Source organism: Streptomyces sp. DSM 15324 (genome assembly GCF_001514285.1).
GTDB lineage: Bacteria > Actinomycetota > Actinomycetes > Streptomycetales > Streptomycetaceae > Streptomyces.
This window is the reverse complement of the sequence record NZ_KQ949027.1, coordinates 73,486-88,518: the sequence shown is the minus strand read 5'-3', so window position 1 is coordinate 88,518 and position 15,033 is coordinate 73,486. Positions and strand designations below refer to the sequence as shown.

Annotated in this window: 15 protein-coding genes and 1 tRNA gene; 7 read left to right on the top strand and 9 right to left on the bottom strand. The window is 71.3% G+C overall.

Annotated features, from left to right (window positions below; translation table 11 throughout):
* Positions 1–258: 258 nt before the first annotated feature.
* From AQJ58_RS17185 to AQJ58_RS17175, 3 genes are all read left to right on the top strand, one after another.
* A tRNA-Leu gene (locus AQJ58_RS17185) sits at positions 259–342 on the top strand.
* A gap of 193 nt (positions 343–535) precedes the next feature.
* Positions 536–1,711, top strand: a complete 1,176-nt coding sequence (locus tag AQJ58_RS17180; protein WP_067251065.1) for a 4-hydroxybenzoate 3-monooxygenase — start codon at positions 536–538, stop codon at positions 1,709–1,711.
* Between the two features lie 228 nt (positions 1,712–1,939).
* On the top strand, positions 1,940–2,842 hold the full coding sequence (locus AQJ58_RS17175) for a Bax inhibitor-1/YccA family protein (RefSeq protein WP_067251064.1): 903 nt from the start codon (positions 1,940–1,942) through the stop codon (positions 2,840–2,842).
* A gap of 79 nt (positions 2,843–2,921) precedes the next feature.
* Here AQJ58_RS17175 and AQJ58_RS17170 read toward each other — a convergent pair whose 3' ends face one another.
* Positions 2,922–3,149, bottom strand: coding sequence for a DUF4287 domain-containing protein (locus AQJ58_RS17170; RefSeq protein WP_067251062.1), 228 nt, complete (start codon positions 3,147–3,149; stop codon positions 2,922–2,924).
* A 104-nt stretch (positions 3,150–3,253) separates the two neighbouring features.
* On the opposite strand from AQJ58_RS17170, the gene AQJ58_RS17165 reads away from it, so the two are divergent.
* Positions 3,254–3,565: a hypothetical protein gene (locus tag AQJ58_RS17165; protein ID WP_199844602.1), complete on the top strand. Its 312-nt coding sequence runs from the start codon at positions 3,254–3,256 to the stop codon at positions 3,563–3,565.
* A gap of 48 nt (positions 3,566–3,613) precedes the next feature.
* Here AQJ58_RS17165 and AQJ58_RS17160 read toward each other — a convergent pair whose 3' ends face one another.
* From AQJ58_RS17160 to AQJ58_RS17150, 3 genes are all read right to left on the bottom strand, one after another.
* Entirely contained in the window at positions 3,614–4,405 is a 792-nt protein-coding gene (locus tag AQJ58_RS17160) for a hypothetical protein (RefSeq protein ID WP_067251060.1), read from the bottom strand.
* 282 nt (positions 4,406–4,687) lie between these two features.
* Positions 4,688–5,908: an acetyl-CoA C-acetyltransferase gene (locus AQJ58_RS17155; RefSeq protein WP_067251059.1), complete on the bottom strand. Its 1,221-nt coding sequence runs from the start codon at positions 5,906–5,908 to the stop codon at positions 4,688–4,690.
* A 107-nt stretch (positions 5,909–6,015) separates the two neighbouring features.
* Entirely contained in the window at positions 6,016–7,062 is a 1,047-nt protein-coding gene (locus AQJ58_RS17150) for an SGNH/GDSL hydrolase family protein (protein WP_199844601.1), read from the bottom strand.
* 151 nt (positions 7,063–7,213) lie between these two features.
* Here AQJ58_RS17150 and AQJ58_RS17145 point away from each other — a divergent pair, with 151 nt between their 5' ends.
* Both AQJ58_RS17145 and AQJ58_RS17140 read left to right on the top strand, forming a co-directional pair.
* On the top strand, positions 7,214–8,602 hold the full coding sequence (locus tag AQJ58_RS17145) for a cystathionine beta-synthase (RefSeq protein ID WP_067251056.1): 1,389 nt from the start codon (positions 7,214–7,216) through the stop codon (positions 8,600–8,602).
* Between the two features lie 514 nt (positions 8,603–9,116).
* On the top strand, positions 9,117–9,539 hold the full coding sequence (locus AQJ58_RS17140; RefSeq protein WP_067251055.1) for a DUF6924 domain-containing protein: 423 nt from the start codon (positions 9,117–9,119) through the stop codon (positions 9,537–9,539).
* A gap of 16 nt (positions 9,540–9,555) precedes the next feature.
* On the opposite strand, the gene AQJ58_RS17135 is transcribed toward AQJ58_RS17140, so the two are convergent.
* The 5 genes from AQJ58_RS17135 to AQJ58_RS17115 form a co-directional block, all read right to left on the bottom strand.
* Entirely contained in the window at positions 9,556–9,981 is a 426-nt protein-coding gene (locus AQJ58_RS17135; RefSeq protein ID WP_067251781.1) for a hypothetical protein, read from the bottom strand.
* 119 nt (positions 9,982–10,100) lie between these two features.
* Positions 10,101–11,033, bottom strand: coding sequence for an ABC transporter substrate-binding protein (locus tag AQJ58_RS17130; RefSeq protein ID WP_067251053.1), 933 nt, complete (start codon positions 11,031–11,033; stop codon positions 10,101–10,103).
* A complete protein-coding gene (locus tag AQJ58_RS17125; protein ID WP_067251052.1) occupies positions 11,030–11,707 on the bottom strand; it encodes an ABC transporter permease in 678 nt (225 codons plus the stop codon). Before AQJ58_RS17125 ends, AQJ58_RS17130 begins: the two co-directional genes overlap by 4 nt.
* A 1-nt stretch (position 11,708) precedes the next feature.
* Positions 11,709–12,350, bottom strand: coding sequence for an ABC transporter permease (locus tag AQJ58_RS17120; RefSeq protein ID WP_067251050.1), 642 nt, complete (start codon positions 12,348–12,350; stop codon positions 11,709–11,711).
* Positions 12,347–13,381 carry an ABC transporter ATP-binding protein gene (locus AQJ58_RS17115; RefSeq protein WP_067251049.1) on the bottom strand — a complete coding sequence of 345 codons (1,035 nt, stop codon included), beginning with the start codon at positions 13,379–13,381 and terminating at the stop codon, positions 12,347–12,349. Before AQJ58_RS17115 ends, AQJ58_RS17120 begins: the two co-directional genes overlap by 4 nt.
* Positions 13,382–13,522: 141 nt before the next feature.
* Between AQJ58_RS17115 and AQJ58_RS17110 the strand changes: the two genes are divergently transcribed.
* Positions 13,523–15,031 carry an aromatic amino acid ammonia-lyase gene (locus AQJ58_RS17110; protein ID WP_067251048.1) on the top strand — a complete coding sequence of 503 codons (1,509 nt, stop codon included), beginning with the start codon at positions 13,523–13,525 and terminating at the stop codon, positions 15,029–15,031.
* Positions 15,032–15,033 lie beyond the last annotated feature (2 nt).

Sequence of the window (15,033 nt, the reverse complement as noted above, 5' to 3'; positions counted from 1 at the left end):
CGGAGGGCGAGAGGCCTCGTCAGGAGGAGACGGATCGTCAAGAACCGGTGGAGCAACCTCGTTCGGGCGGTGAAATTCCGTCATTCCGCATGCGCAAGCGGTCGCCGCGCGCCAGGCTACTGGCAAGTGCGGATGGCGAGTTCCAGGTGCTGATGCTCCCTCAGACGTCAATAAAATAAGACAACATCGGTCCACTCTTCCGCTGTTCGGGGGACGGATCCCGATAGGGTCGGAAGCTCAACGCGGGGCCCAAGGCCTGCCCAGATGGTGGAATGCAGACACGGCGAGCTTAAACCTCGCTGCCCCTTCGCGGGCGTGCCGGTTCAAGTCCGGCTCTGGGCACTTCCTCGGTCACTTGGGGTGACCTGTGCATACGGTCGGTACAGGAAGGCGCGTGTCGGCGCCCCCTCCCGTTGACACCGGGTGCACCCGCGCGCAGACTCACCTGAGAAAAGTGAAGAAAATTTCACTGGACGAACAGATCGCCACTCCCCCTCCCCACCCTCATGTGATCCGCTGTCTGAAGGGAAGCCCGATGCGCACCACCGTCGGCATCATCGGCGCCGGCCCGGCCGGCCTCCTCCTCGCCCGCCTGCTGCACAACGCCGGCATCGACTCCGTCGTCCTGGAGAGCCGCGACCGGGCCTACGTCGAACACCGCCAGCGCGCCGGGATCCTGGAGCAGGGCACGGTGGACGTCCTGCGCGCGGCCGGCGCCGGGGAGCGCATGGACCGCGAGGGCCTGCGCCACGACGGCATCGAGCTGCGCTACGACAGAAAGCGCCACCGCGTCGACTTCCCCGCCCTCACCGGCGGCCGGTCCGTGACGGTCTACGCCCAGACCGAGGTGTGCAAGGACCTCATCGCCCTCCAGCTCAAGGAGGGCGGCCCGCTGCTCTTCGAGGCCGAGGCGCTGGCCGTGGAGGGCGCCGACAGCGACAGTCCGCGCGTGCGCTTCCGGCACGGGGGGGTCGAGGACGTCCTGGAGTGCGCGTACGTCGTCGGCTGCGACGGCTTCTGGGGGGTGGCCCGGAGCGCGATCCCGGCCGAACTGACCCGCGTCTTCGAACGGACGTACCCCTTCGGCTGGCTGGGCATCCTCGCCGACGTGCCGCCCTCGCACGACGAACTGGTCTACGCCCGCCACGACCGCGGCTTCGCTCTGCTGTCCATGCGCTCCCCGTCCGTCTCCCGCCTCTACCTCCAGGTGCCCGAGGGCACCGACGCCGACAGCTGGGGCGACGAGGAGATCTGGGACGAGCTGGAGCGCCGCTTCGAGACCGCGGACGGCTGGCGGCTGGAGCGCGGTCCGATCACCCAGAAGTCCGTCACCCCCATGCGGTCCTACGTCCACGAGCCGATGCGGTACGGCCGGCTCTTCCTCGCCGGGGACGCCGCCCACATCGTCCCGCCGACCGGAGCCAAGGGGCTGAATCTGGCCGTCGGGGACGTCGTCACGTTCGCGCGGGCCCTGGCGCACCGCGAGGAGACCGGATCGGACGAACTGCTCGACGCCTACTCGGCGACCTGTCTGGACCGGGTCTGGCAGGCCGAGCGGTTCTCGTACGACATGACGACCCTGCTGCACCGCGCACCGGGCGCCACCCCCTTCGAGGACCGGCTCCAGATCGCCCGGCTGGAGCGGATCGCCTCCTCGCGCGCCGCCGAGACCGACCTGGCGGAGGGGTACACCGGGTTCCCGTTCGGGTGAACGCGCGGCGACCTGGCGGCGGATCCGGGGCCGGTTGATCTCCGGCCGGTTCCGGGCATGTCCCAGCTTGGTCATGAAGGAGAGCCCGCCGTAGCGGGAATCCGCCCGCCGCGTAGCGTGTTGCGCAGCACGACGAGGGAAAGATCCTCCCCAAGCACTAGGGTCAATCCTTTGCCTACCTATTACTCTTGACGCCAAGGCCGCGCACGGCGGCCATGGAGGAGTGAAATGAGGAGCAGAAACCCGGTCTTCTCGCGACGGGGGTTCAGCCGCGACAACGGCTACGCGGGCTTCAACGCGACGCCGCAGGCCGGGGGACCCGCTGTCGGTACGCAGGCCAACCCGTACGCGCAGGGCAACCCGTACGCCCAGCAGGCGGGCAACCCCTACGCGCAGAACCCTTACGCCCAGCAGGTGGGCGCCCCGCCGCAGGCCCCGGTCACCCCGGGCGCCATGACCATGGACGACGTCGTCGCGCGCACCGCGACCACGCTCGGCGCCGTGGTCGTCACGGCGGTCCTGTCCTGGCTGCTGCTGCCCGTGGACGAGGCCAACCTCGGCAAGTCCTACGGCATCGGCGTCGTCGCCGGTCTGGCCGCGATGGTGCTGGCGTTCATCCAGTCCTTCAAGCGCCGCCCGGCCCCCGCGCTGATCCTGTCGTACGCCGCCCTCGAGGGCGTCTTCCTCGGCGTGATCTCGTCCGCGGTGTCGACGTACATCGCGGACGGCGTGGTCGCCCAGGCGGTCCTCGGCACCATGGCGGTCTTCGCCGGTGTGCTGGTGGCCTACAAGGCCGGCTGGATCCGCGTCAACCGCCGCTTCTACGGCTTCGTGATGGCCGCGGCGCTCGGCTTCGTCCTGCTGATGGCCGTGAACCTGCTGTTCACCGTCTTCGGCGGCGGCGACGGCCTCGGCTTCCGCAGCGGTGGCCTCGGTATCGTCTTCGGCATCATCGGCATCATCCTGGGTGCCTGCTTCCTCGCCCTGGACTTCAAGCAGGTCGAGGACGGCATCGCCTACGGCGCGCCGCGCGAGGAGGCCTGGCTCGCCGCCTTCGGCCTCACGATGACGCTGGTCTGGATCTACATGGAGTTCCTGCGACTCCTCGCCATCCTCAACCAGAGCGACTGAGCACGACCGCGGTCGTCACGGCCGTACGGCGAAAGGGCCCCGGGGTTCGCCCGGGGCCCTCTCTCATGTCCGGTGCGCGCTAGGCGAATTTGCGCGCGGCCCTCCTCAGCTCGTACTCGTGGATGATCGCCTTGGCGTGGCCGTACGCGAGGTTGTGCTCGTGGCGCAGCCAGCTGACCTTCTCCTCGAAGCGGAGAGCGGGGCCTTCGTCGACGGTGCGCAGCCAGTCGGAGACTTCACGGCCGGTGCAGTGGGGGATACGGGCGAGCATGTTGCGGTGGGTCTCCTCGGAGAGGACATGGGACATCGGCGCCTCCGGTTGCAAAGGGGATGTAAGCCGGTCCTTCAGGTCACGGTGCCTGAGCGTTCGCCCGTTGGCAACAGTGCGGGTACGGCGCGTACGCTCACGGCGTGGTGGATACGACGTCTCTGACCCGTGCGGTGGATCACTTCGCCGATCGTTTGCGTGCCGCTCCGCAGAGCCGCTTGCAGAGAGGGGCGGCGGCCGAGGCGCTGGGACTGGCCCGCGAGTTGGCCCGGTGGGCGCAGCGGATCGAGGAGCCCGGCGCGGAGCCCCGGGAGATGCCGGACGCGGGGATGTTCGCCGCCGCCGACCAGATCACCGTGGCCGTGCACGATCTGTCGGTCGTGCTGTCCGAGGACGCCCAGGTCGACGAGGCCGTGCGGTTGGTCGCGGAGGCGCAGAAGCGGGCGGGGGTCTGAGGCGCGGCGCGGTCCACCGCGCCCCGGGGCGGGTGCGGTCCGCGGCGCCTACAGGCTGGCGATGACCCGGTCCGCGAGGATGTAGACGTTCTCCTCGCCGCACGCGAACGTCAGGGTGTACGCGCCCGAGATGCCCGAGCCGCCGAGGAGGTACGGGGTCTCGCCCGCGGTGAGGGCGGCGGCGAGGCGGTCGGCCGTCTCGCGGTGGCCCGGCGTCATGCACAGGGTGGTGCCGTCGGCGAAGACGTAGACGTCGAGGGTGCCGAGCGGGCCCGGGCGCACGTCGGTCAGTTCGGTGCGGGACTCCGCCAGTTCCTCCAGGGCGGCGACCGTGCGCTCGTGGTCGTTCACGACCGGTGACTGGACCGGGACGAAGTCGGGGTGGGAGGGGTGACGGCGGCGGGCCGCGGCCAGTTCGGGGGAGTCCCCGGCGAACTCGTCGGCGTCCGCGGGCGGCTCGGTCACCGGCTCCAGCGGCTCCAGGCCCACGAAGTCGGACTGCCGGGGCAGGAACAGCTCGCTGTCCGGCAGGCCCAGCAGGGAGGGGGTTTCGGAGGCGTCACGGGTCTCCTGGGCGGCCCAGAAGGCGCGCGCCTCGGCCAGCTCCCGCTCCCGCTCCTCCGCGAGCGCCTCGGCCACGGCCGCGCGTATCTCGGCGGTGTCCGTGGTGCTGCGGGCGGCCGGCACGAAGCCCCGCCGCTCGGCCGCGAGGTTCTCGGCGAGCTGGACGTGCAGGGCGGCGACCTGCCGGCGCAGCTGCAAGAGGGTGCGCAGGACGGCGACGCCCACGGCGCCCGTGGCGGCCGTGGTGACCAGCAAGGCGATCGGCATGGCGCTCACTGACGTACTCCCGGTTTCAAAGTCGACCCCCGACTTCCTACATCAGCTTGAAGGGCGGACTATCCCGCTGTCAGTGCGTAACGTCACGAAACGGACAGGAAATTGGGTCGGTGGCGTGGCTGTGATCCGTGCTGAGCTGCGCAAATCCCTGACAGAGGGAGATAGGTCACATCCTGGGGGAGATTGGATCACAAATCGGCCCGGAGTCCAGGGGCTTCCCGGACTCCGGGCCGTGACGTGACGGCGGGTGCCGAAGCGGTGACGCAGAGCCGCCCGCGGGGGTCAGCTCAGGCGCTCGATGACCATCGCCATGCCCTGGCCGCCGCCGACGCACATCGTCTCCAGGCCGAACTGCTTGTCGTGGAACTGGAGGGAGTTGATGAGGGTGCCGGTGATCCGGGCGCCCGTCATGCCGAAGGGGTGGCCGACGGCGATGGCGCCGCCGTTGACGTTCAGCTTGTCGAGGTCGATGCCGAGGTCGCGGTAGGAGGGGATCACCTGCGCGGCGAACGCCTCGTTGATCTCGACCAGGTCGATGTCGTCGATGGTCAGACCGGCGCGGCTGAGGGCCTGCTTCGACGCCTCGACCGGACCGAGGCCCATGATCTCGGGGGAGAGGCCGGAGACGCCCGTGGAGACGATCCGGGCGAGCGGGGTCAGGCCCAGCTCGCGGGCCTTGGTGTCGGACATGATGACGACGGCGGCGGCACCGTCGTTCAGGGGGCAGCAGTTGCCGGCCGTGACCAGTCCGTCGGGGCGGAAGACCGGCTTCAGGCCGGACACGGCCTCCAGGGTGACGCCGGCGCGCGGGCCGTCGTCCTTGGAGACGACCATGCCGTCGGGGAGGGTCACCGGGGTGATCTCGCGCTCCCAGAAGCCGTTCTTGATGGCCTCTTCGGCGAGGTTCTGCGAGCGGACGCCGAACTCGTCCATGTCCTGGCGGGTGACGCCCTTGACGCGGGCCAGGTTCTCCGCGGTCTGCCCCATCGCGATGTAGGGGTCGGGGAGCAGACCGTCCTCGCGCGGGTCGTGCCAGGTGGAGCCCTCGGACGCGGCCGTGGCGGCGGTGCGGGCCTCGGCCTCGGCGAAGAGGGGGTTCCTGGTGTCCGGGAGGCCGTCGGAGCTGCCCTTGGCGAACCGGGAGACCATCTCGACGCCGGCCGAGATGAAGACGTCGCCCTCGCCGGCCTTGATGGCGTGCAGGGCCATGCGGGAGGTCTGGAGGGACGAGGAACAGTAACGGGTGATCGTGCAGCCCGGCAGGTGGTCCATGCCCATCTGCACGGCGACGATCCGGCCCAGGTTGTAACCCTGCTCGCCGCCGGGCAGGCCGCAGCCGAGCATCAGGTCGTCGATGTCCCGCGGGTCCAGCTCGGGGACCTTGGCCAGGGCGGCCTGGATGATCGTGGCGGTGAGGTCGTCCGGGCGCAGGTCCTTCAGGGAGCCCTTGACGGCGCGGCCGATCGGGGAACGGGCGGTCGAGACGATGACGGCTTCGGGCATCACGGCTCCAGTGGCGGAAGGGGTTCGTTCGGGCACGGCTGCTTGGGAAGTTACCTGTCCGTACTCTCGCGGTCATCCGTGTCGCGGTGTGACCCTGGCCGCACTTTCTAAGCGCTTGCTTGGTCTGGTGCGGGCCGGCTCGGTTCCGCCTCCTCGACCCGCCTCCTGCGGCGCCGCTTCAGCAGGGCCCAGGGACCGCGCGGGCCCGTCGGCATGGCGGCCGTGACCTCGGTGCCCGCCTCCGACGCCGCCTCGGCCGCGGCGCGGGCCACCGGCAGGAAGCCCTCGCGGCGGGAGACGTCCGGGCGCTCCTCCTCGGCCGGCCAGAGGCCGAGCGCGGCACAGAGCGTGGGCAGGACGGCCATCGCGGCGGTCGCGTACCCCTCCGCCGAGGGGTGGTAGTGGTCGGGGCCGAACAGCTCGCGCGGCCTCTCCTCGAACTCGGGACCCAGCAGATCCCCCAGCGACACCGTGCGTCCGCCCTGTTCGATCACGCCGATCGTCTGCGCGGCCGCCAGCTGACGGGAGGCCCTGCGGGCCAGCCAGCGCAACGGCTGCGGCACCGGCTCGATCGTGCCGAGGTCGGGACAGGTGCCGACCACCACCTCCGCACCGGCCGTGCGCAGCCGCCGTACCGCCGCCGACAGGTGCCGCACCGAACGGGTCGGCGGCATGCGGTGGGTGACGTCGTTCGCGCCGATCATGATCACGCAGATGTCGGGCACCTGATCGCAGCTGCCGAGGATCAGCGCGACCTGCCGGTCCAGGTCGTCGGACCGGGCGCCGGGCAGGGCGACGTTGCGCAGCTCCACCGGGCGTTCCGCGACCGCCGCGAGGCCGGAGGCCAGCAGTGCGCCCGGGGTCTGGCCGGAGCGGTGGACGCCCTGCCCGGCCGCCGTGGAGTCGCCCAGCAGGACCAGGCGCAGGGGCTCCGCGGCCGGGGTGCCGGGGGCGTCGTACGTCCGGCCGTAGCGGCCGTCCGCGTGCGGGACCCGGTGGTGCTCGCCGCCCCCGTTCACATGGCGCCGGGCCAGCTGCGCCTCCGCCAGCAGCAGTCCCACGACCGCCGCCCCGGCCAGGCCGATGCCGCCGCCGCCGTAGGCCGCGCCGGCCGCGATGCGCCGGGCCACTCTCGCCCTCGACATGCTCGTCATGCCTCGCCGCCACCTCCTCGTGTCCGTACACCCACTCCTTGCCCCGTACGGACCGTCGGCCAATCTCGGCGGGGAGTGAACCTCTCGGACGGGCCGTAGGCTGGCGTAACCACTACGACCACTGTTTTTTTGCAAGCAACCGGAGACAACGGTGCGATTCCACGACTCGATGATCAGCCTCGTCGGCAACACCCCGCTGGTGAAGCTCAACAGCGTGACCCAGGGCATCCAGGCCACCGTTCTGGCCAAGGTGGAGTACTTCAACCCGGGCGGTTCCGTGAAGGACCGCATCGCCCTGCGCATGATCGAGGCCGCCGAGAAGAGCGGGGAGCTCCAGCCGGGCGGCACGATCGTCGAGCCGACCAGCGGCAACACGGGCGTCGGGCTGGCCATCGTGGCGCAGCAGAAGGGGTACAAGTGCATCTTCGTGTGCCCCGACAAGGTGAGCACCGACAAGATCAACGTGCTGCGGGCCTACGGCGCCGAGGTCGTCGTCTGCCCGACCGCCGTGGACCCCGAGCACCCGGACTCCTACTACAACGTCTCCGACCGGCTGGTGCGCGAGACGCCCGGCGCCTGGAAGCCCGACCAGTACTCCAACCCCAACAACCCGCTCTCCCACTACCACTCCACCGGCCCGGAGCTGTGGGAGCAGACGGAGGGGAAGATCACGCACTTCGTGGCGGGCGTGGGCACCGGCGGCACGATCTCCGGCACCGGGCGCTATCTGAAGGACGCCAGCGACGGCCGTGTCCAGGTGGTCGGCGCCGACCCCGAGGGGTCCGTCTACTCCGGCGGCTCCGGGCGGCCGTACCTGGTCGAGGGCGTCGGTGAGGACTTCTGGCCGACCGCCTACGACCGGACCGTCGCCGACGAGATCGTCGCGGTCTCCGACAAGGACTCCTTCCAGATGACCCGCCGGCTGGCCAAGGAGGAGGGCCTGCTCGTCGGCGGCTCCTGCGGCATGGCGGTCGTGGCCGCGCTGCGGGTCGCCGAGCGGCTCGGCCCCGACGACGTCGTGGTCGTGCTGCTGCCGGACAGCGGCCGCGGCTACCTGTCGAAGATCTTCAACGACGAGTGGATGGCCGACTACGGCTTCCTGGAGGACGAGGGCCCGTCCGCGCGGGTCGGCGACGTCCTGAACGACAAGGAGCACGGCGCGATCCCGTCCCTCGTCCACATGCACCCGGACGAGACGGTCGGCCAGGCCATCGAGGTGCTGCGCGAGTACGGCGTCTCGCAGATGCCGATCGTGAAGCCGGGCGCCGGTCACCCGGACGTCATGGCCGCGGAGGTCGTCGGCTCGGTCGTCGAACGCGAGCTGCTCGACGCGCTGTTCACCCAGCGCGCCTCCCTGTCCGACCCGCTGGAGAAGCACATGTCGGCCCCGCTGCCGCAGGTCGGCTCCGGGGAACCGGTCGGCGACCTGATGTCCGTGCTCGGCTCGGCGGACGCCGCGATCGTGCTCGTCGAGGGCAAGCCCAAGGGCGTGGTCAGCCGTCAGGACCTGCTGGCCTTCCTGGCCAAGGGCGGCAAGTGACGGCGAACGTCCGGTGAACCGCCGGTGCCGGCGGCGAACTTCCGTTCACCTGCCGAAGTGAGGGACTTCGCGGAAGTGGTACGAGCGCGTCACGTCCGCGCAGCACCCGCTTAACACGGGTCCGGCAGATTAGTGGGTGTCGGCAGGGCGGGAGCGGCTCCCCGCCCAGGCCGGCAACCGAACGGCGTCACGGACCTCCGGAGCGGCTCCCGGACCTTCCACAGGCGCCATGGACGCGCAAGCCCGGCCTGACCCGGCCCGCGTCCTTCGCGGGGACCGCCGTCGTCCCGCCCCCCGGTAACGGGGGTGCGGCGGTCCCCGCGCACACCTTTTTCCGGCGGGCCGGTACGGGGGCTTTCCCGGCGGGCCGGTACAGGGGCTTTTCCCAGCGGGCCGGTACGGGGGCTTTCTGGGCGGGCCGGTACGGGGGCTTTCCCGGCGGTCAGGTACGGGGCTTTCCCGGCGGTCCGGTAGGGCTTTTCCTGCGGCCGTTGCCGGGTGAGAGCATCGCCGTATGGCCCTGCCCCCGCCCGATGACCTGACCTCGCTCGTTCTGCGCACCGACTTCTCCGACGACGCCGCCTGGCACGCGCTGCGCGCCGCGTACGACGCCCCGGACGGCGGCCCGTACGGCACCTGGGTCAGCGACCCGCGCTACGACGGGGCGGGCATCCCCGCGCTCCTGGAGGAGGACGGCGCGGCGGACGAGGAGGACCGGCTCACCTACGTGTTCCTCGCCGACGCCAAGGCGCTCGCCGACGGCCCGGAGCGCTTCCTGCTCGCCGTCGACCTCTACGACGAGCCGGGGCGCACGGTCCGGGTCCCGCCGGCGTGGTTCCCCGACCTGTCCGCGAACCTCTCGATCGCCAACCTCGACTTCGCGGACTTCGCCGACTGCGCCGACGCCACGGGCACGTTCCGCGGCTGGGACGGCTGAGGCCCCCAGAGGGCCGTCAGCCCTCCCAGTCGCCGTGCTCCGCGGGGCGGCGGCGGGAGCCGAAGAGGCCGGGGTTGCTGCGGGCCGCCTGGACGGCGTTGACGCCGACGATGCCCACCCAGGTGACGATCAGCCCGGGCAGGTGCGCGGTGCCCGCGCCGATCGCGGACAGCGGGACCGCCAGCACCAGCGAGACGATGCCGAAGCCGAACCGCTCGCCCCAGGAGTCGGTGGCCCTCGGGGAACGGGAGTCACGGGCCGTCGCCGTCTGCGCCTGCGCGAACCCCCTGCGCACCCGGCGCTCCACCGCCGCGTCGATGCGCTGGTCGACCTTCTCCAGGAAGGAGTCCACCAGCGCGGACTCGTACTCCTCGCCCAGCTCCCTGCGGGTCTGCAAGGTGGCGTCGAGTTCCTTCTTCAGGTCGCTGTCGCGCGCGTCCATGGTGGTCTCCCATCCCGTCATGGACCTCCACGGTAGGGAGCGCCGGCGGCCCGCGCACGGGGGTAAACCCCCGTCTTCCGGGTCGGGTTCACCGGGGTGGACCCGACCCGGCGCCTCGCCTACTTCGCCAGCCCGTGCTGCTTCGCGTACGCGTTCGCCACGTCCTCGGGGTCCTTCTTGTCGTTGTCGACCTGGCTGTTGAGCTGGGTGAGCTGCTCGGTGGTGAGCACGTTGCCGATCCGGGCGAGGGCCTTGCGGACCGTGTCGTCGGCCTTGCGGTCGGCGATGAGCGGGACGATGTGCTGGCTCGGGACGAGGTTCTTCGGGTCGGTCAGCACCACCCAGTCGTCGGCCTCGATGTCGGTGTCGGTGGTGAACAGGTTCGCCACGTCCACGTCGCCCTTCTTCAGCGCGCCCTTGACGAGCGGTCCGTCGGAGTCCAGCGACTTGAACTCCTTGAACTCGACGCCGTACACCTCCTTCAGGCCGACCACGCCCACCCGCCGCTTCTTCACCTCGGGCGCGGCGCCGATGACCAGCCTGCCGTTCTGCTTGGCCAGGTCGGCCAGCGAGGTCAGACCGTACTTCCGGGCGGTGGCCCGGGTGACGACGAAGCAGTCGGAGTCGGCCGCCTGCCCGTACGGCAGCACCTGGAGGCCGGCGGGCAGCGCCAGCGTGAGCGCGTTCTGCATGGTGCCGGGCTCGGCGGAGTCGTCCTTGGGCGCGAGGTAGTTGAGCAGGGCGCCCTGGTACTCGGGCAGCAGATCGATGTCGCCCGCCCTGAGCGCGGGGATCACGATCTCCCGGGTGCCGAGGTTGGGGCGGACCTTCACCTTGACGCCGGCCTGCTCCAGCACGGCCGCGTACAGGTAGCCGAGCACCTGGTTCTCGGTGAAGTTGGCGGTGCCGATGGTGATCCCGCCCTTGCTCGAACCACCGCCGGCGGTCGAGCCGTTCTGCTCGTTCAGGGAGGTGATGCCGCTGGAGCAGGCGGCGAGGGCGGGCACGGAGCCGGCGGCGAGCAGGCCACCGAGGAGGGTACGACGGTTCATGGGCGGTGTCCCTGGGCGGTGCGGTGGCTGAAGAGGAGGCGCTGGAGGCCGGAGAGCAGCAGGTCGAGCGTGACGGCGACCACGGCGACCAGTACGGCGCCGCCCATCACCTGCACGAGGTCGCGCTGGGCGAGGCCGTCGAAGACATAGCGGCCGAGGCCGCCGAAGGAGACGTACGCGGCGATGGTCGCCGTGGCGACGACCTGGATGAGCGCGAGCCGCACGCCGGTCATGATCAGGGGGAGCGCGAGGGGCAGCTCCACCTGGAGGAGGACCTGGTGGCCGCGCATGCCCTGTCCGCGTGCGGCGTCCTTCACCTCCGGGTCGACGGCCGCCATGCCCGCGTAGGTGTTGGTGACGATCGAGGGGACCGCGAGGGCGACCAGCGCGACGTACACCGGCAGCATCGACAGCCCGCCGGCCAGGAAGACCAGCACCACCAGGCCGACGGTCGGCAGGGCGCGCCCGAACGATGCCAGGTTGATGGCGAGGAAGGCGCCCTTGCCGGTGTGGCCGATGAGGAGTCCGAGGGGCAGGCCGATCGCGGCGGCGATGAGGGTGGCGAGCAGCGAGTACTGGAGGTGTTCGGCGAGCCGGTGGGCGATGCCGTCGGAGCCGGACCACTGGGTGCCGCTGGTCAGCCACGAGCCGAGGTTCGTGAAGAGTTCGTACATGTCAGGCTCGCCGCCTCTGCCACGGGGTCAGGACGTACTGGAGGGCGACCAGGGCCGCGTCCGCGACGACGGCGAGGAGGATCGTGAGGACCACGCCCGCGATCACCGGGGTCGGGAAGTCGCGCTGGAAGCCGTCGGTGAAGAGCTGGCCGAGGCCGCCGTCGCCGATGTAGGTGGCGACCGACACCAGGGAGATCGACATGACGGTCGCGATCCTGACGCCCGCCATGATCACGGGGAGCGCGAGCGGGAGCTCGACGGTCAGGAGGGTGCGCAGCGGGCGGGTGCCCATGGCCCTGGCCGCCTCCTTGGTCCGCGTGGGCACCGAGTCGAGGCCCTCGACCGTGTTCCGCAGCAGGACGACCAGGGTGTAGACGGTCAGGCCGATGACGGTCGTGGTGCGGGTGAGACCGCTGACCGGCAGCAGGAGCACGAAGATCGCGATCGACGGGATGGTGAACAGGACGTTCGAGAGCCCGAGGAGGAAGCCGCGCAGGGGGCGGATCCGGTGGGCGACCACGGCGAGCGGCAGCGAGATCAGCAGGCCGAAGAAGACGGCGGTCAGCGCGGCCTGGAGATGGGAGAGCGTGAGCGTGGTCAGGTCGTCGGTGTGGCCCGCTATCCAGGACCAGTCGATGCTCATGCGGCCACCCGGGCTTCCGCGTGGGCCTGGCCGGCGTGCTGGTGGACCTCGTCGCGGGAGGTGACGCCGGTGAGGACGCCGGCCTTGTCGACGCGGGCGACCAGACCGGTGGGGGAGGCGACGGACTCGTTGAGCGCCGACAGCAGGGAGTCGTCGTCGGTGAGCGGCCGTACGGGGAGCTCCGCGTCCCGGGAGGCCCAGTGGAGCGGCTTGCGGGCCTCGTCGAGGACGAGAGCCCAGGCGCCGCCCTCGGGGGCCGGGCCCTGGGGGACGCCCGCGAGGGTCTTCAGCGACAGCAGCTTCAGGCCGCGCTCGGCGCCGAGGAAGTCGGCGACGAAGTCGTCGGCCGGGCGGGCGAGCAGTTCGGCAGGCGAGGCGCACTGGACGAGGTGTCCGCCGGTGCGGAAGACGGCGATGCGGTCGCCGAGGCGGACGGCCTCGTCGATGTCGTGGGTGACGAAGACGATGGTCTTGCTCAACTCCTTCTGGAGGCGGAGCAGTTCGTCCTGGAGCTGAGTGCGCACGACGGGGTCGACCGCGCCGAAGGGCTCGTCCATGAGCAGCACCGGCGGGTCGGCGGCGAGCGCGCGGGCCACCCCGACGCGCTGCTGCTGCCCGCCGGAGAGCTGGTGCGGGTAGCGCTTCCCGGCGTCGGCGGAGAGGCCGACGGTCTCCAGGAGTTCGGCGGCGCGGGCGCGGGCTCGGCGGCGGCCGTGGCCGAGCAGCAGTGGCACGGTGGCGATGTTGTCGAGCACCGTGCGGTGCGGGAAGAGGCCGGCCTGCTGGATGACGTACCCGATGGAACGGCGCAGTTCGGCCGCGTCCTGTCGGGTGACGTCCCTGCCGCCGACCCTGATGGTTCCGGACGTCGGTTCCACCATGCGGTTGACCATGCGCAGGGTGGTGGTCTTGCCGCAGCCGGAGGAGCCGACCAGTACGGTCACGCCGCCTTCCGGCATGGTCAGGGTGAGGTCGTGCACTGCTGTCGTGCCGTTGGGGAAGCGTTTGTGGACCGCATCGAACTGGATCATGAGATGTCCCTTGCCCGGCTGTATAACGTCATGCAGAGTTCTTGGTGGCTGAATAGCTTGTCAACGGGTTGGCGTTAAACCGATGTAACGGATGTCCGCTGAACAAGATCGAGTGTCCGTATTAAGAAGGGTTTGGGGTCAATGTCGTCTCAGATCGTGGATGATCCGGGTGTCGTACACAGTGGCCTCGTCGTCCTAGACGGCGTCGCCCTCGGCGTCCCGGACGTCGTCCGCCTCGCCGACGGCACCGCCCGGCCGGTGCCCGGCACCGACGCGATGCGCCGGATGAGCGAGGTCTGGGATGCCGCCCGGCAGATCGCCGCCACCGGACGCGTCTACGGCCGCTCCACCGGAGTCGGCGCCAACCGGAACGAGGACGTGCCCACCGAGGAGGCCGCCGAGCACGGTCTGCGGCTGCTGCGCAGTCACGCCGGCGCCATCGGCGAGGAGCTCCCCGCCCGGCAGGTCCGCGCGATGCTCGCCGTCCGCGCCAACCAGCTCCTCGCCGGCGGCGCGGGCCTGCGCCCCGGCGTGGTCACCGCCCTGTGCGAGGCCCTGACCGGCGGCGCGCACCCGGTTGTCAACGAGTTCGGCTCGGTGGGCACCGGTGACCTGGCGGCCCTGGCCCAGGTGGGGCTGGCGCTGGCCGGGGAACATCCCTGGCGCGGAGCCGGCGCCCCCGCACCCCAGCAGCTCGACAACAACGACGCCCTCGCCCTGATCAGCAGCAACGCCCTCACCCTCGGCCAGTCCGCCCTCGCCCTCGACGAACTGCGCGGGCTGCTGGAGGCCACCCAGGTCGTCGCGGCGCTCTCGCTGCTCGCCGTCGACGGCTCGCACGAGGCGTACGCCGCCCCCGTGCACGTCGCCCGCCCCCACCGCGGCTCCCGCGAGGTCGCCCGCCGGATGCGGAAGCTGATCGGCGCCGAGGACCGGCCCACCCCTCCCCTCGGGCGCATCCAGGACCCGTACGGCTTCCGCTGCCTGCCCCAGATCCACGGCCCCGCGCACGATGCCGCCGACGCCCTGGAGGAGGTGCTCGGCATCGAGATCAACGCAGCCGCCGAGAACCCCCTCATCTCCCCCGAGGACCAGACCGCCTACCACCACGGGGGCTTCTACCAGGCCCAGCTCGCCCTCGCCCTGGACCACTTCAGGCTCTCGCTGGTGCAGGTGGCCCGGCTGTCCACCGCCCGGCTCTCCACCCTCAACGAGCCCGCCTACACCCGGCTGCGGCCCTTCCTCGCCGACGAGCGGCCGGCCTCCTCCGGAGTGATGATCCTGGAGTACGCCGCCGGCGCCGCCCTCGGCGACCTGCGGGCCTTCTCCGCGCCCGCGTCGCTCGGCCACGCTGTACTCTCCCGAGGCGTCGAGGAACAGGCCAGTTTCGCCTCGCTCGCCGCCCGGCAGACACTGAGGGCGTGCGCCGCGTACCGTCTCGTGGTCGGCTGCGAACTCGTCGCCGCCGTACGGGCGCTGCGCCAGCGCGAGCTGCGGCCCGGGCCGGGACTCCCGGCCGGGGCGGCGCTGGAGCTCGCCGAGGCGGCGCTCGACGCCGAACAGGCCGACCGGCCGCTCACCGACGACGTGAGCGCCGCGGCCCGGCTGCTGGACCGGTTCACGGACATCTGGAGGGGGAGCGGGGCATGAAC

Excerpts from the sequence above, each read along its gene's own strand:
- AQJ58_RS17180 (WP_067251065.1), top strand. The coding sequence starts at position 536 with ATGCGCACCACCGTCGGCATCATCGGCGCCGGCCCGGCCGGCCTCCTC.
- AQJ58_RS17175 (WP_067251064.1), top strand. The coding sequence starts at position 1,940 with ATGAGGAGCAGAAACCCGGTCTTCTCGCGACGGGGGTTCAGCCGCGAC.
- AQJ58_RS17170 (WP_067251062.1), bottom strand. The coding sequence starts at position 3,149 with ATGTCCCATGTCCTCTCCGAGGAGACCCACCGCAACATGCTCGCCCGT.
- AQJ58_RS17155 (WP_067251059.1), bottom strand. The coding sequence starts at position 5,908 with ATGCCCGAAGCCGTCATCGTCTCGACCGCCCGTTCCCCGATCGGCCGC.
- AQJ58_RS17150 (WP_199844601.1), bottom strand. The coding sequence starts at position 7,062 with ATGACGAGCATGTCGAGGGCGAGAGTGGCCCGGCGCATCGCGGCCGGC.
- AQJ58_RS17140 (WP_067251055.1), top strand. The coding sequence starts at position 9,117 with ATGGCCCTGCCCCCGCCCGATGACCTGACCTCGCTCGTTCTGCGCACC.
- AQJ58_RS17135 (WP_067251781.1), bottom strand. The coding sequence starts at position 9,981 with ATGGACGCGCGCGACAGCGACCTGAAGAAGGAACTCGACGCCACCTTG.
- AQJ58_RS17130 (WP_067251053.1), bottom strand. The coding sequence starts at position 11,033 with ATGAACCGTCGTACCCTCCTCGGTGGCCTGCTCGCCGCCGGCTCCGTG.
- AQJ58_RS17125 (WP_067251052.1), bottom strand. The coding sequence starts at position 11,707 with ATGTACGAACTCTTCACGAACCTCGGCTCGTGGCTGACCAGCGGCACC.
- AQJ58_RS17120 (WP_067251050.1), bottom strand. The coding sequence starts at position 12,350 with ATGAGCATCGACTGGTCCTGGATAGCGGGCCACACCGACGACCTGACC.
- AQJ58_RS17115 (WP_067251049.1), bottom strand. The coding sequence starts at position 13,381 with ATGATCCAGTTCGATGCGGTCCACAAACGCTTCCCCAACGGCACGACA.
- AQJ58_RS17110 (WP_067251048.1), top strand. The coding sequence starts at position 13,523 with ATGTCGTCTCAGATCGTGGATGATCCGGGTGTCGTACACAGTGGCCTC.